This window comes from Gemmobacter denitrificans (assembly GCF_036964905.1).
GTDB lineage: Bacteria > Pseudomonadota > Alphaproteobacteria > Rhodobacterales > Rhodobacteraceae > Gemmobacter > Gemmobacter denitrificans.
Window position 1 is genome coordinate 609,478 of sequence record NZ_JBALHR010000001.1, and the last position, 23,445, is coordinate 632,922.

The 23,445-nt window shown below is 62.9% G+C and carries 18 protein-coding genes, 3 tRNA genes and 2 pseudogenes; 6 read left to right on the plus strand and 17 right to left on the minus strand.

The features are described from left to right. Positions 1 to 12: 12 nt before the first annotated feature. The gene (locus V6590_RS02895) at positions 13 to 879 is read right to left on the minus strand and encodes a hypothetical protein (RefSeq protein ID WP_335419230.1); all 867 of its coding nucleotides are present in this window, start codon (positions 877 to 879) and stop codon (positions 13 to 15) included. Positions 880 to 1,088: 209 nt separating this feature from the next. Between V6590_RS02895 and V6590_RS02900 the strand changes: the two genes are divergently transcribed. Next, a tRNA-Ser gene (locus V6590_RS02900) sits at positions 1,089 to 1,178 on the plus strand. 523 nt (positions 1,179 to 1,701) lie between these two features. Here the strand turns inward: V6590_RS02900 and V6590_RS02905 are convergent. The 3 genes from V6590_RS02905 to V6590_RS02915 all read right to left on the minus strand — a co-directional run bounded on the left by V6590_RS02905 (position 1,702) and on the right by V6590_RS02915 (position 6,963). Then, positions 1,702 to 4,353, minus strand: a complete 2,652-nt coding sequence (locus V6590_RS02905; protein ID WP_335419233.1) for a hypothetical protein — start codon at positions 4,351 to 4,353, stop codon at positions 1,702 to 1,704. 68 nt (positions 4,354 to 4,421) lie between these two features. Continuing rightward, positions 4,422 to 5,510, minus strand: coding sequence for a ParB/RepB/Spo0J family partition protein (locus V6590_RS02910; protein WP_335419235.1), 1,089 nt, complete (start codon positions 5,508 to 5,510; stop codon positions 4,422 to 4,424). Positions 5,511 to 5,520: 10 nt separating this feature from the next. After that, complete coding sequence (locus V6590_RS02915) at positions 5,521 to 6,963, minus strand: hypothetical protein (protein ID WP_335419238.1); 1,443 nt, start codon at positions 6,961 to 6,963, stop codon at positions 5,521 to 5,523. A gap of 4 nt (positions 6,964 to 6,967) precedes the next feature. Here V6590_RS02915 and V6590_RS02920 point away from each other — a divergent pair, with 4 nt between their 5' ends. Continuing rightward, entirely contained in the window at positions 6,968 to 7,378 is a 411-nt protein-coding gene (locus V6590_RS02920; protein WP_335419241.1) for a hypothetical protein, read from the plus strand. Then, entirely contained in the window at positions 7,375 to 8,355 is a 981-nt protein-coding gene (locus tag V6590_RS02925) for a PD-(D/E)XK motif protein (RefSeq protein WP_335419243.1), read from the plus strand. The genes V6590_RS02920 and V6590_RS02925 overlap by 4 nt, the downstream gene beginning before the upstream one ends. Before the next feature lie 361 nt (positions 8,356 to 8,716). On the opposite strand, the gene V6590_RS02930 is transcribed toward V6590_RS02925, so the two are convergent. Further along, a tRNA-Ser gene (locus V6590_RS02930) sits at positions 8,717 to 8,806 on the minus strand. Between the two features lie 117 nt (positions 8,807 to 8,923). Between V6590_RS02930 and V6590_RS02935 the strand changes: the two are divergent. The 3 genes and pseudogenes from V6590_RS02935 to V6590_RS02950 form a co-directional block, all read left to right on the plus strand. Continuing rightward, a pseudogene (locus tag V6590_RS02935) lies at positions 8,924 to 9,070 on the plus strand (transposase); the annotation flags it as partial. A gap of 470 nt (positions 9,071 to 9,540) precedes the next feature. After that, a pseudogene (locus V6590_RS02945) lies at positions 9,541 to 10,159 on the plus strand (IS3 family transposase); the annotation flags it as partial. Positions 10,160 to 10,281: 122 nt separating this feature from the next. Beyond that, positions 10,282 to 10,357 (plus strand) — tRNA-Val (locus tag V6590_RS02950). 652 nt (positions 10,358 to 11,009) lie between these two features. On the opposite strand, the gene V6590_RS02955 is transcribed toward V6590_RS02950, so the two are convergent. The 12 genes from V6590_RS02955 to V6590_RS03010 are packed head-to-tail and all read right to left on the minus strand — an operon-like array spanning position 11,010 to position 23,365. Further along, positions 11,010 to 11,204 (minus strand): hypothetical protein, encoded by a 195-nt coding sequence (locus tag V6590_RS02955; RefSeq protein WP_335419246.1) that lies wholly within the window; start codon positions 11,202 to 11,204, stop codon positions 11,010 to 11,012. A 12-nt stretch (positions 11,205 to 11,216) separates the two neighbouring features. Next, the gene (locus tag V6590_RS02960) at positions 11,217 to 11,753 is read right to left on the minus strand and encodes a M15 family metallopeptidase (protein WP_335419250.1); all 537 of its coding nucleotides are present in this window, start codon (positions 11,751 to 11,753) and stop codon (positions 11,217 to 11,219) included. Positions 11,754 to 11,760: 7 nt separating this feature from the next. Beyond that, entirely contained in the window at positions 11,761 to 11,904 is a 144-nt protein-coding gene (locus V6590_RS02965) for a hypothetical protein (protein WP_335419253.1), read from the minus strand. Then, a complete protein-coding gene (locus tag V6590_RS02970; protein WP_335419256.1) occupies positions 11,901 to 12,275 on the minus strand; it encodes a hypothetical protein in 375 nt (124 codons plus the stop codon). Before V6590_RS02970 ends, V6590_RS02965 begins: the two co-directional genes overlap by 4 nt. Further along, the gene (locus tag V6590_RS02975) at positions 12,272 to 12,739 is read right to left on the minus strand and encodes a hypothetical protein (RefSeq protein ID WP_335419260.1); all 468 of its coding nucleotides are present in this window, start codon (positions 12,737 to 12,739) and stop codon (positions 12,272 to 12,274) included. The genes V6590_RS02970 and V6590_RS02975 overlap by 4 nt, the downstream gene beginning before the upstream one ends. Continuing rightward, complete coding sequence (locus tag V6590_RS02980; protein ID WP_335419264.1) at positions 12,739 to 13,029, minus strand: hypothetical protein; 291 nt, start codon at positions 13,027 to 13,029, stop codon at positions 12,739 to 12,741. Before V6590_RS02980 ends, V6590_RS02975 begins: the two co-directional genes overlap by 1 nt. Before the next feature lie 9 nt (positions 13,030 to 13,038). Further along, positions 13,039 to 16,554 carry a hypothetical protein gene (locus V6590_RS02985; protein ID WP_335419267.1) on the minus strand — a complete coding sequence of 1,172 codons (3,516 nt, stop codon included), beginning with the start codon at positions 16,552 to 16,554 and terminating at the stop codon, positions 13,039 to 13,041. A gap of 17 nt (positions 16,555 to 16,571) precedes the next feature. Beyond that, complete coding sequence (locus V6590_RS02990) at positions 16,572 to 19,352, minus strand: phage head spike fiber domain-containing protein (RefSeq protein WP_335419269.1); 2,781 nt, start codon at positions 19,350 to 19,352, stop codon at positions 16,572 to 16,574. Beyond that, on the minus strand, positions 19,340 to 19,738 hold the full coding sequence (locus V6590_RS02995; RefSeq protein ID WP_335419271.1) for a DUF6950 family protein: 399 nt from the start codon (positions 19,736 to 19,738) through the stop codon (positions 19,340 to 19,342). Before V6590_RS02995 ends, V6590_RS02990 begins: the two co-directional genes overlap by 13 nt. Continuing rightward, entirely contained in the window at positions 19,723 to 20,295 is a 573-nt protein-coding gene (locus V6590_RS03000; protein WP_335419274.1) for a hypothetical protein, read from the minus strand. The genes V6590_RS02995 and V6590_RS03000 overlap by 16 nt, the downstream gene beginning before the upstream one ends. Continuing rightward, positions 20,289 to 21,065, minus strand: a complete 777-nt coding sequence (locus V6590_RS03005) for a hypothetical protein (protein ID WP_335419277.1) — start codon at positions 21,063 to 21,065, stop codon at positions 20,289 to 20,291. The genes V6590_RS03000 and V6590_RS03005 overlap by 7 nt, the downstream gene beginning before the upstream one ends. Next, positions 21,065 to 23,365 (minus strand): phage tail tape measure protein, encoded by a 2,301-nt coding sequence (locus V6590_RS03010; protein ID WP_335419279.1) that lies wholly within the window; start codon positions 23,363 to 23,365, stop codon positions 21,065 to 21,067. Before V6590_RS03010 ends, V6590_RS03005 begins: the two co-directional genes overlap by 1 nt. Between the last annotated feature and the right edge of the window lie 80 nt (positions 23,366 to 23,445).

Genomic DNA, 23,445 nt, shown 5'->3' on the forward strand with positions numbered 1-23,445 from the left:
GCAGGCTGGCGATCAGATATCTTCGCCCTGCATCATGCGCGCAGCCGCGCGGCCCAGATCTTCGCTGATGCGCACGAATACCGCATCAAAGGCCGCGAAAACCGCATGGTTCAGCGCCCGCCCGGCCTCGCTGCGCGAGAAATCGTAATAGGCCTGCAGATCCTCGTCCGAAAGCGGCTGATAGGCCAGCCCCAGATAGGACCACAGCCAGCTTTCGGTTTCGGCGCGCACATCGGCCTCCTGGCCCCAGACTTCGGCCAGCATGTCGGATTCAGTCATCGCATCGCCGAAGGCCCCGCCAGCCGCCAGCCCACGATAGAAGGCCAGATTGGCATTCAGCGCGCCCATCACGTTCAACTCGATCAGGTCATTGGCCGCGACAAACTGCTTCAGCGCCTCGTGCCGCGCGGCCTGTTCGGTGGGCAGACGATCCGCAGCTTCGCGCGCCAGCGCCTCGGTCGCCTCATCCATCAAGGCACGCCGGGCCTCGATTTCCAGCATGATGATCCGCTGGCCCCTGTCATCGCCAAAGAACCTGTCAGCTTCGGCAAAGGCCTCGGGCGTACGCGCCATTTCGCGCGCCAATGCCGTTTCAAATTCCGCCGTCATCCGCTGCGGATCATAGATGGTTGCCACCGCAGCGGACCAGCCCGCCCCGGCTTTTTCAGGGAACATCTCGGTCCGCAGGGTGGCACCATAATCGAGCCCCTCGGCCTGCATGACTTCGATGACCTGATCCATCTGCAATATGCGCATCAGGTTCTGCACCTGATCCCTGGTATCGTTGCCGATGCCGGGCGGCGTGACCTGCGCCGCAGCGGGCAGCCCGGGAATCGCGGCAAGGCTGGCCAGAACCGCGAATATCAGCCGTGAAACCATGATCTTCCCCCAAGGGTGCGAAATGCGGCACTGTGCCAGAGCTAGCCTGTCGCCGGGCGCTTGCCAAGCAGGCGCGGCTGTCGCAGGCCGGAACTTGCGACACAGCTTTGTGAGAAGAGTTTCACATCCCTGCGAATTTCCTGCCTCAAGGGGGTTGCGCCCCCCCGAATCCTTCGCTAAATCCCCGCCTCAAGACGACCCCTGAGCGCGGAGAGGTGGCAGAGTGGTCGAATGCGGCGGTCTCGAAAACCGTTGTCGGTTTGCGCCGACCCAGGGTTCGAATCCCTGTCTCTCCGCCATTCACCATTGAAATCATTCAATAATTCAGCGCTACCGCGCTCATACCCGCCATAGAACCCGCCAATGAAAATGCGCTTGGATGTTCCGGGGTGCGACGTGAAGTTGTAACCGGTCAAAAACATGGGGTACGCCGGGCATATCCGGGAAGAGCTGGGAACAGCCGAAAAAGATCAATAAAAACAGGCTTTAACCGAAGTTGATGCGGTGAGCTGGCGGACGCGGTGTAAATCAGAAAAACATGGGGTACGCTCCGAAGCCGCAAGCATGAACCGGGATGTGTGCCGTCACCAGTTCTCTGAGGGTTCAACAAAATCAATGTGTTAGCGAAAATTCGCACATTGCCTTTTGCGCCTAACTTTCCACTTTGACAGTGATCTGCAGCGCCAGTGGAAGGTTACATGATTTCAATGCTTTAGATGGCTCTACGCGCGATTCCACTCCGGACGAGGCATGAGCGGAGACCAAGCCGAGCTTTGCGCCACCCGCATGGCTCTGCGGATGGCGCGGTCAAGTCGGAAGAAATCACCGCGTCCCTCTGAGTTCCAGCGCGGTCCAAGTGGCGGGCAGGCCCGCGTCCACGCGGACGACCTGAAGGATGCCATCGGTATAGGCGGTCGGTGCCGAGTTTGCGTCCAGCATCCCGCTGCTGCCATAGGGCACATACCATTCGCCATAGGCCACGGCGGGTGCGCCGTTTTCGACCCCGGCGTCGATCAGATCCTGTCGGCTGACCCAGCCCCGGCACTTCACACGGCCATGCTCCCCCGGCCAGATGCCCTCGGGTTCCCAGCAGAGGCCCGCGAAGGCTGTGAATGGATCGGCGGCCGTCATGATCCTGACCTTGCGGCGGTTCCCGTCAAAGGCCAGCGGGGCCATCCAGCGGATATGGGTACCGCTGTCATTCAGCAGCACGGCTTCCTCATCTGCAAAGGTCGGGCGGATGCGCAGGCCCGCCGCATATTCGCTGGCAATCCCGAGACCACTGATCACGGCATTGATCTGGCTGATGATCGTGGCGTTCGATGATGCGGAGTGGTTGCCATTGAAGGTCACGGTGCGCATCGTCCCGTCGAGCGTGATCTCGAGATAGACCGGGGCGGCGGTGCGGTTGCCGAGCCGTGCCCCCAGCGAGACACTGACATTCGCCGCTGGGCCGACCGGTGTGCTGCCAATATCGATATCGCCATAGCGGAACCCGGCCACGCCCGTAGCCCCGTTCCGCCCATGCTGGCGCGCGCCGAACAGGATTGCCGCAGCGGAGCCGCCGATCTGGACGGTGGAACCAGCGCCGGTCGTCAGGCTGTCGATCCTCAGCGCGCGGCTTGGGTCGATGACCTGAACCACGGCGGGCGAATTGCCGCTACCGCTGACCTTGATTTCCGCCGATCGGTGGGCGGGCTGGTGGCTATCGCTCCGGTGCCATTGGCTGGCATCGATCAGGATATTGCCGGTGATCGAGCAGCCCAGGAGGCGCATGTAATCCTGTACCCCGGACCCCAGCGGCTGGACCAGCACCGCAAAGGCGTTGGCATTGCGCGCGACGAGCTGGCAGCGCTGCACCTCGACCCCTGAGGGATGGGTCTGCCCTGCGCCCGAGCCGACATTGTTGTGGAACTGCAGGGCCGCGCGAGGGCCGATCAGATGGCAATCCTCCAGCTGCAGCTGCGTCCCCGACCAGGAGCCGTGCCCCAGGGCATGCTGGCTGACCCATCCCGCCGCCACGTTGCCATCGTGCCGGAGCGTGACATTCTTCAGCACCACGCGGGCATCGGCCACATGATCGTCCAGATGCAGCACATAGCGACCGTTGCGCATGATTGCGGTGAAGTCGCGGTAGACCACCAGATCCTTGTGCAGATCGAGCGTGCTGTTGGCCTCGACATCCCCTGCCGGGGCATTGTCGGGCTGGCTGCCATCGATGATGGTGCGATGCTGGCCCTGGCCCCGGATCTCGACATGACCCGCTGCCGCCTGGATCGACCGTTCGAAGAAGGTGCCTGCCCCCAGCTGGATCAGCGCCAGCGCATTGGGCCGCCCCTTCGCTGCGGTTAGGGCCGACTGGACTGAACCAGCACCGGGCGACACTGTCGCAGGGGCCTGCAGGCCAAGGGATGACAGCGTGGAGACCCCGACAACACGCCCGGCTTCGCGCTCGGCCGCCAGCACCGCCGCAAGATCGGCCGCCGAGACTGTGGTGTCGGTGGCGTCCTGGGCAACCTGATAGGTCAGAGAGCGAAGATTGATCTGATGCGACACGGATCCCGGCGCAGACCCCGTCGCGATCTGCAGAACAAGGCCAATCTGTGCCTCGGTCCCGGTCATCTTGTAGAGTACCGATCTGCGATAGACGGTGCCCTCGACCGACTCGGACTCCAGTTCGCCAGCCGAGAGCAGGACCGCGCCCCCCTGCATGTCGATCCGGGCCGCACCCCAGACCGGATGTTCTGTCAGGAAATCGGCGGTCAGGTCGGCGGTCGCCACGAGCCTGACAGTGTATCCGGCCAATCGTGCTGCCACATCGGCGGAGAGCGGGATCCGGGGCGTGACGAATGAACTTGCCCCGGTCTGCCCTGCCGGGATCGCGATCCCGGTCACCCGTCCCCCGGGTGCTACGATCGAGGTCGCCCCTGCCAGCATCTGGAACACATTTGACGTCAGGCTGACCTGTTCACCGGCCCCGCGCATAGCACTGCGCGCACGGCGGTCTGCCCCGGCCACTTCGCCTTTGACAAAGGCCGCATTGGCGATCTGGGTCGTTGCGGTTCCGACTGCCGCCGTGGGCGCGGTGGGCACCCCGGTCAGCGCGGGCGAGGCCAGCGGGGCCTTGGCGGCAAGGGCGTTGGTCACGGTTGCGGCAAAGGCCGGGTCATCGCCCAACGCGGCGGCCAGTTCGTTGAGGGTGTCGAGCGCCCCCGGCGCGGCCGAGATCAGCGCATCGATGGCGGCGCGCACGAAGGCCGTGTTCGCGATCTGGGTCGAGACGGTTCCCGGGGCGGCAGTCGGCGCGGTGGGCGTTCCGGTCAGCGCAGGCGAGGCCAGCGGGGCCTTGGCGGCAAGGGCGCTGGTCACGGTTGCGGCAAAGGCCGGGTCATCACCCAACGCAGCGGCCAGTTCGTTGAGGGTATCGAGTGCCCCCGGCGCGGCCGATATGAGCGCATCGATGGCCGCGGGCACGAAGGCCGTGTTCGCGATCTGGATCGAGTTGGTTCCGGGGGCGGCAGTCGGCGCAGTGGGCGTTCCGGTCAGCGCAGGCGAGACCAGCGGCGCCTTGGCGGCAAGGTCTGCGGCTGCAAAGCTGGCAATTGGCAGGTCGCCAATCCTTGACCATGATCCCGCCCCGCTGGCCCCTGACTTCTGGTAGACCCCGCGATATCCGGCTGTCGCATCGCCCCAGACGCTGCCAAGGGCACCTGCCGGGGGGCTGCGCGCAGCTGGGCCACTTCATCGGGGCCAAGGCGCGTTCCCGCCGCTACCATGCGTTCCACATGGCGCTTCGAAACTCCGAACTTCTCGGCGGTGGCGGATGCGAACGACACGATGTCGCTCGCATCGACACTCCACCGTTTTGCCGCCAATGCGGCTCCGGCCATCTGCTTCGATTCCGGGTGCAGGCGTTCGTAAACCTGCTTGCGGGTGGCCAGGAACACCGCCGTATCGAGCGGGTTCATCTCGGCCCCGGCCAGATTGTCGTCGATCTCCATGATCGCCGCCCAATCATCCGTCACATCGGTCCAGATTTTCGCCTCGATCTCCTCCCAGCCCAGCCGCCGCGCGGCCTCCAACCGGTGGCCGCCTGCGATCAGCACAAGGCTGCCGTCCTTCTTCTTGCGCAGATGGATCGCATCCTTCATCACCCCGGTCTCGCGGATCGAGGCGATCAGGCTGTCCACCCCCGCCTCGGAAATCGGGCGCAGGCGGCGGCGGCAGTCGATCTCTGCCACCTTCACCCGGGTTTGCTGCATCAAGGTCGGTTGTTTCACGGTTTGGCCCCTTGGTCTGTCTCCCGTCACGCCCGCGCGGCGTGCCGGATTTTTGCGGTCGATCTGGCGGGTAGCCCCAGCGATCCGACATCGCCGCGATGCCTGCACAACCCGCACAGCCGGTGGTGAATGCCCTCGCTGAAGAAGGTCGTGCCGCAGCACAGCACCCGCACTCCAGGCAAGATCGGCGAACAGTTCGGCCCGGTTCTGATAGTTCGGCCCGGCGAGTTCGGCCCCCAGCAGCACTTTCAGCAGGTTGATCGGGATCTGCACGGTACTGCCATCGAAATTGCCCAGGAGGGTCGCGACGGAGCTTGCAGTTTCGACATTGATCGTACGGACGCCAGACATGGGCTGCTCCTCAGGTAACGGTGATGGTGAAAGGCCCTGTGGCCGGGCCGGGAACGCCATCAGCGTTCTGCGGCTCGACCCAAAGGTAATGGGTGCCTTGCGCAAGGCAGGCGGCGGTCTCTTGATAGAAAGTCACATTGTCGATCGAGGCGACGAGGTCGGCAGAGGCATCGAACCCGATCCCGGTATTGCCACTGACCGCCTGAATGCGGTCCAGATAGGTGCCATTGGCCATGCGGGCGGTGCCGAAGCGCTTGGTGCCCCCCTGCAGGGCCGGAGTGACCGTGCCAGCAGAGCGCGCCGAGACGGTGTAGCGCATCCGGTACCACTTGCCCGAGACCAGCGTCTGCGACTGGACCAGAGACCCCGTTGAGCCTTTTGCATGACTGGCCACACCGCCCGCCACGGACCAGCCACCGCCCAGGAACCAGCCTGTAGCGCTGTCAAAGGTGCCGTTGGTGATGGTGCTGGACTTGCCAGTCTCGCCGACCGTGACCGTCACGACCTGAGGCGCTGCAACTGCCACAGGTGCCCCCACGGCATCGGTGGCCCTGTTCAACGTCGCGGACCCGGATCTGTAGATCTGGATCTGGGCTGCCCGGGCATCGCCCACCGAAACGCGTACCGATGCACCGCCCAGCGTGGTCGTCACGGTCACGTCATCGGTGCTGATCGCCTCAGGGATATCTGCATCGCCAGCCCCGATCGTGACCGTGACCACGCTGCTACAGGGGCCATCGATACCGGCATAGCTCTGGCCCCCGACCCGCATCTCGATCACGGCCCCGGCCGCATATCCTGACAGGCTGCCCCCGCCCGATGCCACAGGCAGCGTGAGGGTGACCCAATCCGGAGCGCCGGACAGCCGGTGATCCACCTTGTAGATCGAGGGCTGGACGGCACCCGGCCCGGGTTCGATCTGGAACTGCACCCCATCCGCCGATCCGGTCGGGCGGTCGATCACCACACCCCATTTCAGGCCATCATGGCGCGGCGATGCACGGCCTGCAGCGGCGACCTCGGTCAACACATCGCGCAGGGTGCTTCCGGCCTGATCCTGGACGCGATTGTAATGCAGGCCCCGGGTCCGGCAGAACTCATGCCAGTCTGCCAGCAGATCGAGATCGATGCCGCTATCCGGCACCGGCTTGGGATTGGACGGGCATTGCAGCACGAAGCGGAACAGGCTGGCCGGGTTTGACGTGGCCCGGATGATCCAGCTGCCCGACACATGGTCCCAGTCTAGGCAGACGCGGGTGGCCATCGCGCTGAAATTGTCCAGCGCCCCCGACAGCTGGTGGGTTGCCTTGACCCGAACCGCGACCAGCGCCAACGGGCGCGGATAGGCAATCGGGTAGGCGTTCAATTTCGCCGAGGATATCGTGACATACCAGTCGATTGAGGACAGCCAAAGGCACTTCGTCGCGCGGGAGGTGCCAATTGCTGCAGCCATCGACATGCTTGCGGATTACAAATTAGAGGATCCTCGAGATACCGCTCAGTTTACTGGAATGCTTGTGACGCTGGGAGAAGCTCTACGCCAGGCCCCGGAGACGATGGTTGCAGTCTATCGGATGCGACCCAACGCAAGCGGCTCTCGGCGAACTGTCTCCACGTCGGGTACTCTCGAAAAGGGCTTCCAGCAGGGTCCAACCCGTCTTGCAGGCGGCGGCCGAAACTATCCGGGCGCCTCGGCCTTTGCGATGGATGACCGGCCGACCATCCAGCTCCATCGCTTCGACCTGTCTTACACAGATCGAGGGCCGATTGAGGCTGCTGCAGTTCCACTTCTGGCGATCCACATTCCCCCACATCTTGCGAAGGAATGGCTAGTGCAACTGCAAGCCGGTCAGGAAGTCGAAGATTGATCAGTCAATTGCCTGCTCAGCTTGAACGGCTTCCTAGGCCAGATCAGGCTGGTACGTTCAGCGTCGCCGCGGCACCAAAGGAAGTAGCCTACTATGTGGGGCGGGACAACTCCGGCTGCGCAGCGCTGCTGATCCGGACCACTGGGGCCTCAAATCGGGTGCCGCTGGTCCTTGCGGGTATCGAGGCGCGCTTCGGCGTCGCCTGTCGCATTGAAGAGCGCGACCGCGAAGTCCGGACTGAGAATCTGACGGTCGTCTCTTGCAGGTCTCAGGAACGTGCCGCCGAGCGATACTTTCTCACCACGATGGAGTTCCTCGCCGCGACACTCGGCCCCAATCCAACGGTGGCCGCAGTTGCCGAGGTTGTGGACCGCCTAGTGGACCTTTTTCAGCGGCTCGCCAAAACGCCAAGGAAGAACATGGTCGGATTGGCTGGCGAGTTGCTCGTTATCCGGGCCGCAACTGACCCCGCATCAGCTGTCCGCGCCTGGCGCGTAGACCAAGACGAGCGCTATGACTTCGCCGTGGGCTCCCTTCGCTTGGACGCGAAGGCTACAACCACGGACCGCCGGGTACATGAGGTCTCCTTCGTGCAGGCAAATCCACCACCAGGTACAACAGGGGTTCTATCCTCTTTGGTCGTTCAGCCGGCCGCAGGCGGTTTCTCACTTGCAGAGCTTGTTTCCGATATCGAGGCGCGGATCGAGCGTCACGACCTCATACTGAAGCTTCGCACCGCGGTGGCCGACACACTCGGGCGAGATATGCAGTCGGCGCTGGGCTGGTCGTTCGACCTAGCCCGTGCGACCTCTTCTCTGCGGATGCACGATATGAGCGTGATCCCAGCCATCAGGCCACCACTCCCCGCAGGCGTGTCAGGGGTGCGTTTTCTGACTGAACTTGCCGGTTGTCGACAACTCGGCAAGGCCCGGATCGATGCCCTCGCACCAGCAGAACGGGCGCTGTTGCCGCCATAGGACCCTAACTGGCGACCGGGCTGAGGCGCAACCCGTCGAAGGCCGACGGCTGACGGCGCCACAATTCCAAGACATCAACGCCTAGTGGTGCGCCGGATATGTTCGATTTCTGTTCCAATTCGCGAATGGCACAGAAAGCGAAGTGTTCAGGGCAACCTCAGGAAGCTCAAATGAAATCAATTAGATAAGAGCTCAGCACTGGAACTTGGCAGTCATGAGGTCCAGAGAATGTCGGCCCTGAGAGACCACTTCCGGGCCTCCTGGCGCAGGGGCCAGTGCTCAGGCCCTCCCGCATAACATTCGAAAACAACGGAAAAATCTGGCCGCAGCCGGATCGGGAGAACGCTTTCGCGGGGGCAAGTGGCGGAGACGAAGGGATTCGAACCCTCGAGACGGTTCCCCGTCTGCACCCTTAGCAGGGGTGTGCCTTCGACCACTCGGCCACATCTCCGCTGCCCCGTATATTGACCCTCTCTTGTGAGGACAAGCGCAAAGTTGAGTCGCCTGAGCTGCTGCCGGTTTCGTGGACACGAAGATAAGATCGTGAGCAAGGAACTGGAGAGTGGATATGACGAGACGGAAGTTCCGCCGTGAGTTCAAGATCGAGGCTGTAAGGGTAGTGACGGATCGGGGTGTCGCGGTGGCACAGGCTGCCCGTGACCTGGATGTGGCCGAGAGCGTCCTTCGTCGCTGGATGCGGGATGGAGGGCTTGACTGCCATTGGTCCGAAGGAAGGCCCGACGCCGCGACACCGGCGCGGGCGCTGGTCGGGCGGTTGAACCAAGCGTGGAAGCCCGACCGCGAAACCTCCAGCGCATCGCACAGCCAGCTGACGAGCCAGATGTGGCGATGCTTGGCGATGAAGGCGAACCTCATGTCGCCTCTCGCGCGAAAAAAGCTGCCGCTTTCTTCAGGATGTCACGCTCCGCACGAAGACGCGCGACCTCTTTCTTCAGCGTTGCAATCTCGGCCATATCGGCACGCATCTGCCGGTTCCAGGTATTTCCGTCAAGGGACGGCTTGGGTGTGCGGGTTCCATTTTGTCCCCACGTTCTCAGCCATCCAGTCAAACTCATTGGCTTTGAGTCACCATCCATCTTCAGGCTCGAAACGATCCGGAAAGAGCTGGTGCAGGTTGAAAACATGCGTTCGCCCCCCAGGACAATCCGGGTCATCAATCTCGAACACCTGATCGAGCGGCTGATGCGCCAGAATGCATTGAAAGCACGCCCAAAGCGGCGCGGAAAGCCCGGGAACGATGGCAAAGGATCGGTCATCGCCGACAATATCCTCGACCAGGATTTCGAAGCGGATCGCGAACCAGAAGTGGTTGGCTGACATTACTTGCATCTGGACCGCCCAGGGCTGGCTGTATGTGGCGGTCGTGCTGGATCTGTTTTCCCGTAGAGGGTCGTGGGATGGTCGATGAAGGCCGAGCGGGACGCCACGCTGGTCAAGGATGCCCTGATGATGACCGTCTGGCGGCGCGGCAAGGCGGACGCGCTGCTCCATCACTCGGACCAGGGACGCAATACACCAGCGAGCAGCTCCAGCGCCTGCTGGCCGACAACGGCACCACCTGTTCCATGAGCCGGACGGCAATGTCTGGGACAATTCCGCGATGGAAAGCTTCTTCTCGTCGCTGAAAGTCGAAGGGACCAACCATAAGGTCAATCGCACCAGAGACGAAGCCCGTGCCGACATGTTCGACTACATCGAGCGCTTCTACAATCCGTGCAGACGTCATTCGAAACTGGGCTACATCAGCCTCATGGAGTTCGAAGCCCGCGCTATGCTAGCTTAACCTGCTGTCCGAAAAACCGGCAGCAGGCCACTTTATGTTATTTGACAATGCGTTAAATTCCGATCTTATCGCATCTTGCAAGCTCTTGCAGTGTGCTGCCGCATGGAGTAGGGAAGGCACGGGGGCTGTTAGCTCAGTTGGTAGAGCGTCTCGTTTACACCGAGAATGTCGGCGGTTCGAGTCCGTCACGGCCCACCATTACCGCAAAAAATCCAGCAAAATCAAAGACAGCATGTCCCGCACTGGTTCGACAGGCGCTAATGCGGATCAATGGGTTAGCTGCAATGTGTCCCGCAGATTCGCGTTAACACGTCGCCCCGGTCATGTTCGAAAAGCCGCGATCCGTTGACATGACAAAGCCCGCCGGGGTGAGCCAGCGGGCTTGCAATCGGTCGGCCCACTTCCACGTCATGCGTGGCCCTCGCCGTTTAGGTGCCGATACACCTGCCACAGTATCCCTGTGGCCGCCGGGGCGTATGGCTGCCCCACTGAGCCAGAGCGCGGAGGTGGGCCATGACCCAACTCCTACCTTTGACGGATGCCGCGCTCTGGTGGTTGATGGCTTGGTGGAGTGTGTTGTACCGCAAGCGCGCTCACCCCTTCGCCAGCGTGATCAGCGCGGCATCTCCATCAACCGCCAGAAAGCGGTGCCGGTGATAAAGCCCACCGGCAAGGCTGATGCGGGTTGCGCGAATTGATTTGAGCCATTGCCTAGGGCCATGCCGCCCCTGCTCTAACCAGACTGAGCTACGCGCCGACGAGGCATGTCGCCGTTCCCGCAACCCTTCATATCACACCCGCTTTGGCCTGTGAATCCCCCACCAGCGCCGCAAGGGCCAGCGGCGACGCATCACCGCCCCCAGCGTTTGAAGATCCCCACGCTCATCGCCAGCCCGGCTCCAGCCGCAGCCGCAAGCCCCTCGATGCTGACCGTCACCGTCCCGGCAACCGCGTCATAGCTGGCCCAGCCTGCCCACGCAGCGGGAATCATCCCGGCAAGCATCGACAGCGCATAGGCGATCAGGCGAATGTAAACCAAGTCCATGTCAGGCTCCTTTCAGCCAGGGTATTTCGTGCGGTCAAGTTCGAAGTGCGGCCCATCCTTGAAGGATCGCCAGTCGCCACCCCAGACCAGCGCCACGCCTAATTCGGCGGCGGCTTGCTTCATGGCCGGGGCCAGCTTGTGATACAGGGGCCAGTCAAACGCGATCTTGCCGTCCGGGCGGTGCGGCACCAGATCGACAGCATGGCCGGTGATGTGGCGGCTGTTCATGGTCTTGGACGCCCCGGCCTTCACCAGTTTCGCTTGCCGCTCTTTGGTGCGCAGCCCCTCGATCACCGTGAATGGCACGGGCGAAAGCGCGGCGGCCCGGCGAACAACGCGGACCAGATCGGGGTGAACCCCGCGCAAGCTTGCCTCGCTGCGGTCATTCAGCACAGGCACCCCGACCGGGGCGGCCAGCGGGTTGTCTGCCGTCACTGACAGCCGCCCAAGCTTTGCCGCTTCGATGATGGCTTGCGTGGTAATAGGCCCCAATACTCCGTCATCCCGCAAGCCAAGCGCGGCCTGCAGCTCCCTGATGGCTTCATTCATGTGTGGATCACTCCCGTTCGGATTGCTCGGTCTTGACCGGTGGCGCGATGTGCGGCCATGCCAGCCAGTAAAGCGCGGCGAAAACCAGCGGTGCCAGGATCAGCGCATTGCGGAATTGGTGCCGCAGGTCACATGCTTCACGGCGGATCATTTGCCACCCCGCTTGCTTTTCAGAAACGCCACCGCAAAATCCTGCAGGAATGCGACAACGAAGTCTTGCAGGAAGCCCAGCAGATAGGCCGAAGCTGCGAGAATTGACACTGTGCTGCCCTCGACATTAACCCCCAAGGCTTTTGGGGCAAGCGCACCTATCCCGAATGCCAAGGACGCACCGATTACTCCGCCTCGAACCACCTCGCGCCACGGCAGCCGGTTTGCCAGCCCCCGGGTGATGCCCCCGCCCGCGCCCATGATGGCAAGGGCCAAGGCAAGCTCGTTGAATACGTCTGTGAGAGGCCCACCGGCAACAGCAGCCAGTGCAGCCCCGCCCGCGCCGATCAGCGCGGTATTGGCTCCGCTCATTGGGTTATCTCGCTCTGCGCAGAAACTCGCGCCACGCCGACAGTAGCGTGACCCCCTTGCGTCTCAGGACCAGCAGACAAAGCACCGCGTCGAGCAAAAGCCCGAACGCGACGCCGTATTCCGCTATCCAGCCCACTGATGACCCCGAGTTGCACATAAGCGATGAGGTCAATTATCGTGTAAGTTGTCGAATTTTTCCAGCTAAACGCCCATGCTGACACATAAATCAGGATCATGACGCTAAATAGCGTCGCCAGAATCAGTGCCCGGCGATTGCCGAGAAGCAGCACAGAAGCGCAGGCGGCATCCATGACGCCGACCGACAGCGGATCACCTGCCAGCGCCATTGTCGCGCCGAGGTTTGCCACCATGACCAGCGCGATCATGGCCGACCAGTCACGACGCCAGCTAGATGCCAGCGCCGCGATCAGCAGCCCGATGTAAACCGCCTGCGTCCAGTGCATCAGCGCCCGCCGCCCCCGCCGAGGACAACAATTTCGCCGTCCTCTGCGTGATACGCCAGCAGCGCGTCAGAGGCATCGGCATGGGCCTGCGTGATCTTGCCAAGGCACTCCAGCGCCGCGCCTTCCAGCCGCATGGAAGCATTGGCCGCCTGCAGTTCGCCCGCCTCGCGGTCCATACGGCTCAGCTTGCGCATGTTCTGGCCGATCTGCCGCAGCGCATCCTTGGTCTGTGCCAGCAGCGCCTGGGTTTCGTCAACCAGCGCGCGCCCGTTGTCGGGAAGTTTGGTCATGTTCGCTCCTTACTTTGCGATTTCAAGGGTGGTCAGGGATGCGCCGAGCGAAGGCGTGACGCATTTCAGGATGCCAGCATCGCCAGAAATGCGGGTGATCCGGCCCGGCGCTTCGGCGTCAATGTTGAACGAGTCGCCGAGGTTGATCGTGCTGCCCTCGCCAGATTTGCGCAGCACCCAGCCAAGGGCGATCCAGCCGCGATGCTGCACCCGGCCATACTCGCCCGGTCGAATGTCCTCCAGCGCGATACCGGCAAACAGGTCCATTGCATCGGCGCTTGTCATCAGCCTGACCTGACGGTCGGACGCGCCACGGGCCAGCGCATGGCCCTGCAGTATCGTGGTCGTATCGGTGTTTTTCAGCCGCCGTTCCTGATCCGTGAACATGGGGCGATAGGTGCCCCCCACGTTGAACTCGGACGCGGTTGCAGCCGATCCCAGGGCCGTGTTGATGATGCCGAGGATTGTCGAGTTGCTGGAAGCCGAATAGTCGCCAGACAGAACCACATTGATCGGGCTGCCACCGTCAACCGTCACCGTCAGCGTCACCGACCCAAGAGAGGCCCGGTTGCCCAAGCGCTTGCCAAGCCCGGTGATGAACGTGTCAGACGATGGCCCGACCCCGGTGGCGTCCTGAATGTCCAGATAGCCATAGGCGGCCCCTGCCCGGCCCACGTCACCCGCGATGGTGGTCACGTCGCCAAAAATCAGCGCCGCCGCCGATCCGCCGATTTCGACAGATGACGACAGGCCAGTGGTCGCGCTGGTGATCCGCAAGGCGCGCCCGAAATCGACCACATCGACAGCGCACGGGCTGTTGCCCGAACCGGTCAAGGTGAACTCCATGTGATTGGCGGGCTGATAGCTCAGGTCAGCCGGGAACCACGGCACGGCATCCATGCGGATACGCCCCGACAGCGCGGTATTGCGCACGGTTACCTTGTCAGGCGTGCCAGAGCCATTCGACTGGATCAGCAGCGGCCAATAGGCCACCCACTCCGCCGACAGGTCGCAGCCATCCAGAACGCCCTCGCACGGCTTGTCAAAGCCAAGCTGGTTGTGGATTTGCACCCCGGCCCGAGGGCCGCGCGCAATGCAGTCGATCAACTCCGCACGCTGGCCAGACGACAGGCCACAGCCAACCGCGTGCATGCTGCCCCATGTCACCCGGCCCGTGGTCGTTTCGCCGGTCACGCCGCCGTTGTAGCTTTCCGCGTCATCGTTGCCGCGATGGATGAACTCACAGCCGAAGGCGCGGATCAGGGTATCCGGCTTGGTCTTCACCGCGTCCAAGTGCCACGCATAGCGCTGGTTTTGGGCGATGACCGTGATCCCGCGCATTTCCTGCGCGCCATCGAAATCGACTGTACTGGTGGCCTGGATGGTCGCAATCGCGGTATCCTCGGGCAGCGTGCCGTCAATGATGGTTTTGCCGATGCCCGCGCCGATCAGCGCCACATGGTCAGCGCCGTTCAGCCCGTCCAAAGACCGCTCGGCATAGGTGGTGGCCTCAAGATTGACCGCGGCAACCTGCCCCGGTGCCCCCATGGCCGATGCCGCGTCAAGCGCATCTTGCACGCTGGCATAATCCGCCGCGTCCAGAACGATGCCAACCCCGCGCCCATAGCCCACAGCGCCGCCGATCCCGTCCGCCGCCGCCACGCGCCGGGCGATGGCGTCGCCCCATGCGGCAGTCTCGGCCCCGCGCCGGATCAGATCGCCGCTTTGCCGGTCAACAGAATAGGCGCAATCGGTCAGCGTGATATGCTCATCGGCAACCGCCGCGCTGCTGCTGGTGAATTGCAGCCACGGGCGCAGGTCTGCCGCATCGCTCGGCATGACAAAGGTGAACTCGACCTGCCGCCGCGTGCTGCTGATCTGCACATTCTGGACGTTCGAAGCCGTCAAGGCGTCATAGCTGCCATCCAGCCCGCGCGCCTGCATGTTCACCGTGAACGTGCGTGCGAAAGCCGCGCTCGTGGTGTAACCCAGCGTCACGCGGATGGTGGCCCCTGCGAGATTGTCGCGCTCATGCGGGCCGATCTGCAAGGCATGCTGCAGAATCGTAGTCTGGCCCGTCTGCCCGGTCGGGATGGTCACGCCCATTTCGCGGCCACGGGCGTCGTAGCGCTTGGTCGCCCCGTTGAACGTCTGGGGGATCCCGGTCAGCAGATCGAACGCACCGGCCAGAGGCGTGACGGCCAGCGCCTGCCGCGCCTCCAGCATGGTATCGCCAGCCGTGGGTGCATCGGCACCAGAGGCCAGCACCTCCCAGGAAACGCTGGTGATCTGGAACGAATGATCCGTGCCCACCGCCGTTGCCGCGCCGCCGATCTGCATGGTCGCGCCGATGGTGCGTTCCGTGCCAACCATGACATAGGTCATGTCACGGGTGATGGTGGTTCCGGCCTGGGTCGGGGTGATGGCGGTGCCCGCATTGGTCAGCGTCGTGCCGTCCTGCATTTCAACGCGAACAGCATTGCCGCCAAAGCCCTTTTCCGACACGAAGTCCTCGGTCGCGGTCATCACCGTGCGAATGCGCACTGTCTTGCCAGCCAGCCGCGCGGCGTCATCCGGGTGAATGGTCAGGCGCGGCACCACATAGCTGCCCGCTGCCGTCACCGACCCGCCAATGGTCATCCCAACGCGGCGGCCCGACACGCTGATTTCAACAGCGCCGTTCAGCATTTCATAGGCGACCGAGGATTGCGCAAGCATGTCGCCAGATGACAGGCCGACCTCGCGGTCATTCGCAGCCTGCGCCGTGCTGACCGGCTTATTCACGTCGCTGGTGTTGTCCACATTGCCCAGCCCGACGTCAGCCTTAACCAGCGTCACTGCGCCAGTGCGACCGGCCACAGATGTAACAGCGTTGACCTGCGCCCCGGCTTCGATGCCTGCCAGCTTCGTGCGTTCGCTTGCGGTCATGATCTTGGCTGTGGACGTTTCGGCCAGCACAGAAACATCGTCGCCCGGCTGGACTGCGCTATCTGCAAGGTCGCCCTGCGCAGTCGTAGCCTTGCCGTCCAGCGCGGTTTGCAGCCCGGTCACCGTGCTGATGGCCTGCGATCCGGTATGGTTCGCGCGGTTCTTCAAGTTCGCGTCGGTGTCGTTTGCCGTTGCACCGTCCGCCACATTGAGGATTGTCCGGGCCTGCGCTGCGGTCAGGTCCTGCGCATCGCCAGTGCCAGCCCCCGAAGCGCGGCCCTTGATCGTGGCCTGCGCCATGTCCGCCAGCTTGGCATTGGTCACCGCGCCGTCTGCGATTTTGGCAGTAGTGACCGCCGCGTCTGCCAGATCGGCGGTTTCGACATTTCCAGCCGCTTCCAAGGCGTCAAGCCGCAGGTCAAGCGCCGTATCAGCAGCGGCCCGAGCCGTGGCTTCGGTCGTAATTGCCGCCGCGCGGGCCGTCGCCTCTGCCGCTACAGCTTCATCAATGCGGCGGTTTACCTCTTCATCGTGATCCTCCACAGACGCAGCCTGCGAAGTCCCGGTGCCGGTTACCGGCAGGGCGTAGTCAGTCATCGTTGACCTCGTTTTGGTTAGGGGGTGCCGACCAAGCGGCGAATGCGTGTCTGCGTCAGGGCGGGCCAGAAGCCCGGCGTCACGGCTACATCGGCAAAGCTTTCAGTGGTGCCGTCGCCATAAGTTGCCACCAAGTCCAGCACACCGCTAAAGCCCCGCATGGCGATCACATCAGCCGCCCGCGGGCCGGTGCTGCCGGTCGTTGCGATATAGCTGCCTGCGCCATCCTGCAGGCCCCAGATCAGCGCCCCGGATGACCCGTCGCCCGTGTAGCTGTCGGTGGCGTTCAGCAAGAACACATCGAAGAACCCGCTTGGGCTGGCGTTCGGCGTGAAACTGAACGTGATCCAGTACCAGCCATCTGCCAGCGCATAGGCTGTGACAGTTGGTGCACCGGCAACAATGGTGACGCCGCCCGTGGACAGGTTCACGTCTGCGGTTCTCGTGGTCATTCCAGAGCCGGAACAGCGCACCCGAATGGATGACCGGCCCGCCGCTTTGGCAAACAGGCTGAAATGCGCCGCTGTGCCGCTGGCAAACGTCCGCGCCCGGCGCACATAGTGCTGGCCCGTGGTGCTGTCCTCCACCATCTTGTCAGCCGTCGCCGTGCCGTCCGGCGCATTGCCCGCATTCGCCGTGACCGTGGTCCTCGTCTTAGTCCATGCCGCGTTGTCTATCTCCTGCGAATAGGTCCAGGCGTTCGCCCCGGCAGGTTCGACCAGAAGCGCCCGCGTGCCGGTCGCATAATCCAGCCGCGCCACATTGCTGGCTGCCGTCTGCAACACGCCAGAGGCATCGACATAGGTGGCCGATCCCGCCCGGGTCAGCGTGTAGATTTCGGATAGGTCGAAAATGTCAGCCCGGTTGATCTGGTAAATCGCGTCTTCCCAATCAGCCAGCCAGCGCGGAACCCCAGTGCTGACGACAATCGCGGTTTCAGTCACCCATTCCGATACCTTGCCCGGGGCCTGTGCTCTGACGCGGATTTCATAGGTTTCCGTGTCCGACACATTGTCAAGGAACCCGAAAACCTGATCAAAGCCGTCCTGCACCTCCGCATCAATTACGCCGCCATCGGTCCAGTCGCCACCAGTTTCGCGCCACTGCCATTCGTATTGGATGACCGAAGGCGATGGAGACGGGTCGAACTGAAACCGTACCCGGGGCCGCACCTCTCCCCATGCCTCGATCACCACATCAGCGCCGGACGTGGTGCTGATATCGCCGGGCGGCTCAAGAGTGGTCACGGTTGCGTCGTGGTCGTATGTTTCAACGTCTTGCTCGTCATCGGCAGGCGTCCAGTCGTAAAGGCTGGCGCTGATTTCGCGCAAGGTCGCCTCGATCCGGCAGACCACGCCAGCCTCGTCATCGGTGAATACCGGGCTGATGCTCTCCACCTGATAAATGCCGCTCCGATTGGTCCATGGCGACGGCAAATCAAGTTCGACCCAGGATCCAGCCACTGCGTCAAAGGCCTCTGGCGGGAAACTGGCCGTCATGGTGCGCTGACGCCGCCGCTGCCGCGCAAGGATGGCCTGCAGATATTGGGCCTGACGGTGATCGGTCACCATGTCAAACTGCGGCTGGATCAGGCGTTGCAGCCCGCCATCTGCCGCCAATGCCCCGTCAATTTCGAACACCGGCAGATCGGTCAGTTCATATTCACGATCAGGCGCGACGAACTTGCCCGCCGCATGCGTGGCAAGGCTGTCACGCGACGCACCTGCAGAGAACCGGGCCGGGCCGTTGGATAGAATGTCGGTGATGGTCAGGGCGATATCCTGCGCCACAGGCGGGATAACCCCAAGCTGCCCGCGCGCACGCACCCACTGCAGGCCGCCAGCCGTCAGCAACGGCTCAAGCTGGTCCTCAAGCTCGGACCCTTCGGCAAAAGCCAGCGTGCCATTGGCTGCCAGCGGTATCGTTCCCCCCGCCTTGACTGCCACCCCATCGTCGCACACATCGGCGGCCCACTCGAAGGTATCCAGCCAGACGTTGCGGTCATCATAGGCCGCAAGCGGGTTTTGCCGCAAAGCATCCAGCGTGCAAAGCGCGGCGTTGTTCGAAAACTCCCACGTTGACGGATCGTCAGGGTCTTGCCCAGCGTCGCGCGGGTCCCAGACCAAAGACCAATCACCATCCACCAGCACCTCGGGCGGGGCAGACGGCCACCGGTCAGCCCGGCTTTTGCTCTTGCCAGCGTCCAAGCGCACCCAAAGCACGGTGCGACCTTGCCAGCCGTCCGTTGACTCAAACAGTTCCGGGGCCTCGCTCAGGATTTGGGCCGGGGGCGATGTTTGTTCCCCTCGCCCGATCCAGTATTTCACATGGCCGGAAAACGGATCATTGGTCGCAGTCGCCCCGCCGCTGCCGGTGAAATCGTAGGGGTCGCCCGTCGGCTCTACCTCGCGCTTGTCGAACAGAACCGTGAAAGGCCCCACGGACGGGCGGCTGTTCAACAGGTAACAGGCGTAAAGAATGGAACCCTTGACCCTGAGAGGCGCAGGCGTGCCGCTGGCCCGCGTGGTGCCGTAAACATAGCGATACACCGGGAGGGCGTTCGGCTGCTGCAGTTCACGCAGAAGGTTTTGCGCCTTGGGCTTGGTCAGGGCCAAACCGATCTGAGACAGGACAAAAGACCCGAGAAGCTGCGTGATTGACGAACCCAGCACTGCCCACGCCGCCGCGCCAAAGCCCACGCCATTGGCAGTCAAGGCGAAGATCGCCGTCAGAGGGTCGGCATGCGCTGGCGCTGCGCACAAGACCGCAATCAGGGACAGGATGATCAGACGCGCCATGCGGTCAATGCTCCATCGGTAACAGCAAATCCATCGGCGGTTTTGGCCGCCCATTTCCCAGGCTCTATGCAGATCGCCGCCACATGCCGCCGCGCGTTCGGCAGGATGCCAATAGCCCCCGGCACCGCGTGGCACTCCACAAGCCCGGCCCGGGCCGCCAGCGCCTGCCCCAGAGCCAGCATGCCGCCCGCCTGCCGGATGATCCGCCGCGCAGCACCCGGCCCCGCGTAAGCCCCGCGCAATGGGGCCATAGGGTCAATGCCATGCAGGTCGGCAAACACGTCGCAGGCCGCAGCGGTGCAATCCGAAAGCCCCCACACCAAGGGCCCGGCCATGATCCGGTCGCAGGCTTCGAAAACCTGCGCGGGCGTCAGGATTCCGGCCATGTGGTTTTTTGCGCATTTGCCACGGCCAAGGCCAGCAAGCGCCCGGCTGTGTCGCCCGGGAATTTCAACGCTTGGTCTTGATCGCTGTGGTAAACCGCCGCGTCACGCCGCGCGCCCGGGCCGGTGATGAGAGACACGACAGCCGCATGCCCGGCCTCGCTCACATCCAGCGAAAACACGTCCATCTGGCCCGAAAACGCCACGACAGGATCGGAAACCAGCGTCGAACCGGCCCGGCTTGTCAGGCACCCGAAATAGATCACCGCGTCGCGGTTGCGGATTGCCGCGTCTGTGTGCTCGTCCAGCGTTTCCGGGTCGCCCATGAGCGACAGTTGCGCTTCGGTGTTGACCATGCCGCCGAACTCGCCCGGCAGGCTCACACTGCCAAATTGCCCAACGCCATCCCAATCATAGCCGCCCCAGGTGATTGTGCCGCTGCTGCTGTGAACGCGGATCGCACCGCCCGGCCAATCCAGATAGACAAACAGCACCGGGAAGAACGTCCCTGCCAGCGCGGTCATCATCGCTGACGGCACATCACGGGTTAGGGCTACCACGGGTTAACCTCCGTCCATGTGTCGGTCTCGTCCTCGAACACTTCGCGGAATGCCCACGGGAAAACCCAATCCCCGGCGACGGGCTGTTGCACGTCAGGGAATTCGACAACCTCGAACACACCTTCATCTGCCGTGCCGATGTTCACCCGACCAGAGCCGGAAAGCGCGGTCATCAGCCGGATTGTGGCGTTGCCGCTGGCGTCCGAATATGCCTCTGTCATCACCCTGGCCCTGTTACCTGTGGTGGCGGAAATCGGGCTGTAGAGCGTAACAAAATCCCCGGGCCGCGCGATCAGCCGCGACGGTGGCGCATTGGTGACCGTCAGCACGTTCCAGCCGCCTGCGGTGCCAGCCGTGCCCTGCAGCACGCGCCCTGTGAACCAAGTGACCGCATCGCCGCCGTTCGTCCATGACAAGCTCGGATCGGTTTCGGTTGTCCACGTCACCGGGTCAGAATACAGGGCATTGCGATACTGACCCCCGACCAACTCTTGCGGGCGACGATCCAGCCACCAGTTGATATAGCCGATATCCAGCCGAACCAGATGCACCCCGCCATCCAGAAGGGTTTTTAGGTTTTCCATGTAGCCAGCGCCAGACCGGCCCCGCGCAAGGGCAGATGCCGTCAGTTTTACCACCCGCCGCTTGCGACGCGATGCCGAGACATAGCGCTTGCCGGTGATCAGTGACCGCTGCACATCGGTAGGGGCGTCCTCGGTCAGCCCCAGAGACAGGATGCCGACCGGCGGCCATGCGTACACATTTGGCATTACCGGCGCGCTCCGAATGATTTGCTTCTGGACATGGCGCTTCCGGTGGCTTGCACCGATTGGCGCACGATCCCAGGGGCAGCGCGGTTGATCTGCTGCACAGCCGCCGCGCCCGCGATATTCAAGATCACGCCCTCGTCGGTATAGGCCGTCACGGTGATCGGTTGCGCCGCCATAGCTGACGACGCAGACGCCGGGGCCATTGCCCGAGACACGCCGTTGCGCCGCATCGCCTCTACAGCCGCAACGCCGCCCGCCCGAGCGACATCATCCTGCGAAAACACCACCTCGCCCTTGTGAACAATCCCAGCTGGCTGATTACGCGCCCCAGGCCCGGTATAGCCTCCAGAAGCGAAGCCAAGGAAACCTAGAAGCCCGCCGGTCGCAGAACCAAGCCCGCCAGACCACAGGCTTTCAAAAGCCTTCATGGCCATCATTTCAGCCAGCTTGCCCAGCACGTTCCCCAGAGCATCGCGGAAGCTGTTTGCCCCGGTCACCAGCCCGACAAACGCGCTACTCAAGGTGCCCTTTGCCTGTTCAACAGCGCTCTTGAATTCGTCGTGACGTTCCTTCGCGCGCTCCAATTCAACGGAAGCATTGGCATAGCTGGCCGCCAGTGCGTCGATCTCAGCGCGCAGCGCCGGTGTAATTTCCTTGCCCGCCTCTTTGGCTTCTTGCAGCAGTTCGGCCTTGCGCCGCGCCACATCGACCGAAATGCCGTATTCGTCGAATGACAGTGCCAGCGAATTCAGGGCTTCGGCCTCGGCCAATATACCCTCGGCTTCAACGCGCCAGTCCTTCAGGCTATCGCCGAACCGGTCGCGCGATCCGCCACCGCCGCCCCGACCGCCGCCACCACCGCCCGACCGGCGCGGCAAATCTGGCACGCCAAGTTCAAAAGGCCGCGCTTTGGGCCTTACAGCATCTGTTGGGGCAAGGCTTGGCTCCTGCGGCAGCAAGGGCCCATCGCTCAAAGTCAGCGGCGTTCCAGTGTCCATCATGGCGATGGATGAAAGTTCATTCCGCGCGGCAGCAATTGCCCCCGGCAGTCGGCCAACCCAGCTTAGGAGCGCCGAAACCTGCCCGATCACGCCCGCCAGGCTTGCCCGGTCCAAATCACTCATAGCGGCAAAACTGGCTTCAGCCTCGGCCCCGATTTCTGCCAGCTGGGCCGCGTACTCTTCGCCGGTGATTGTGCCCGCCTCAAATTCGGCAACAGCGTCAGCCATGCGCAATGCCAGATCGGTCAGCTGCTGCGATCCGGCCTCATCGCCCATACCGCGCAACATCACGGCAGCGTCATTCAGGGCTGGCAGAAGATTGGTCGCAGCTGCAGACAGCCCTTCAATCTCTGCGGCGGTATCCTCGATGATTTCAAGCGCGCTTTGGTCAATTTCACCAAGCCCGGAAAGAGCTTCTGCGGTGCCGCGCCCGAATGCCTTGGCGGTTTCGTCCGGGTTGAATTGCAGCCTTTCCCGCTCCGCCTCGATGAACCCAAAAAACTCTGCAGCGCCGACAACGCCAGTCTTCCACAGAGAAGAAAGCCGCGTCTCTACATCTGAGAACTTTGCATCCAGTTCCTGCGCCTTAACGATCATCTGTTCGTCCATGACCGCGCCGACTTCATAACCGCGATCAATCAGGCCCTGCAGACCTTCGCGCCCCTGCCCAATCAATTGGACAAATTGTTCGCCGCCCGTGCCGCCGAAAACCTCATCTGCGACGCGGATTTGCGCAGCTTTATCCAGCTGCTGCAGCCTGCCGATAATTTCCAGCATAAGCGAAGACGGGTCTTTCAGGCGTGCCTTCAATTCATCCGGGCTGAAACCGATCCGCTTGAATGCCTCTGCTGCAGGCCCAGCCCCGGTGCTGATCCATTCATCTGCCCGCAGGTTCAGCTCTTTGAAGCCATCGACCAACGCGTCAATGCTGACCCGGTTTTGCTTAGCAACATATGCCCATTCCTGAAATGCTTGAGCCCCCAGGCCAGAGCGTTTCGCCTCATCCCCCACTTGGGCAATGCTGGCAACAGTTCCGCGCAGATCGGTATTGAGCGCACCCAAGGCAGATGTAATCAAGCCACCCGCGATGCCACCGGCAAACCCTGTTGCAAAGCCCTTGAACGACGACGACATGGCATTCAGGTTCTGCTGGACCTTCTTCGACATGCGCGTGGTGCCCTGTTCAGCATCGCGCGTGAACTTTGCAATCAGCTTGTTGTTGCGGTCCATCGCACGGGCAAAATCACGATCCCGCGCCTGCAGCAGTATCGTGATCCGCTCAAGGTTTGCGTCAGCCATAGCGCCTCACAAGTTCGTCAAATTCGTCCATGGTCGGCGCTGCAGGCATGCCGTCGCCAGCTTGGGCCTGGTTCCAGCCC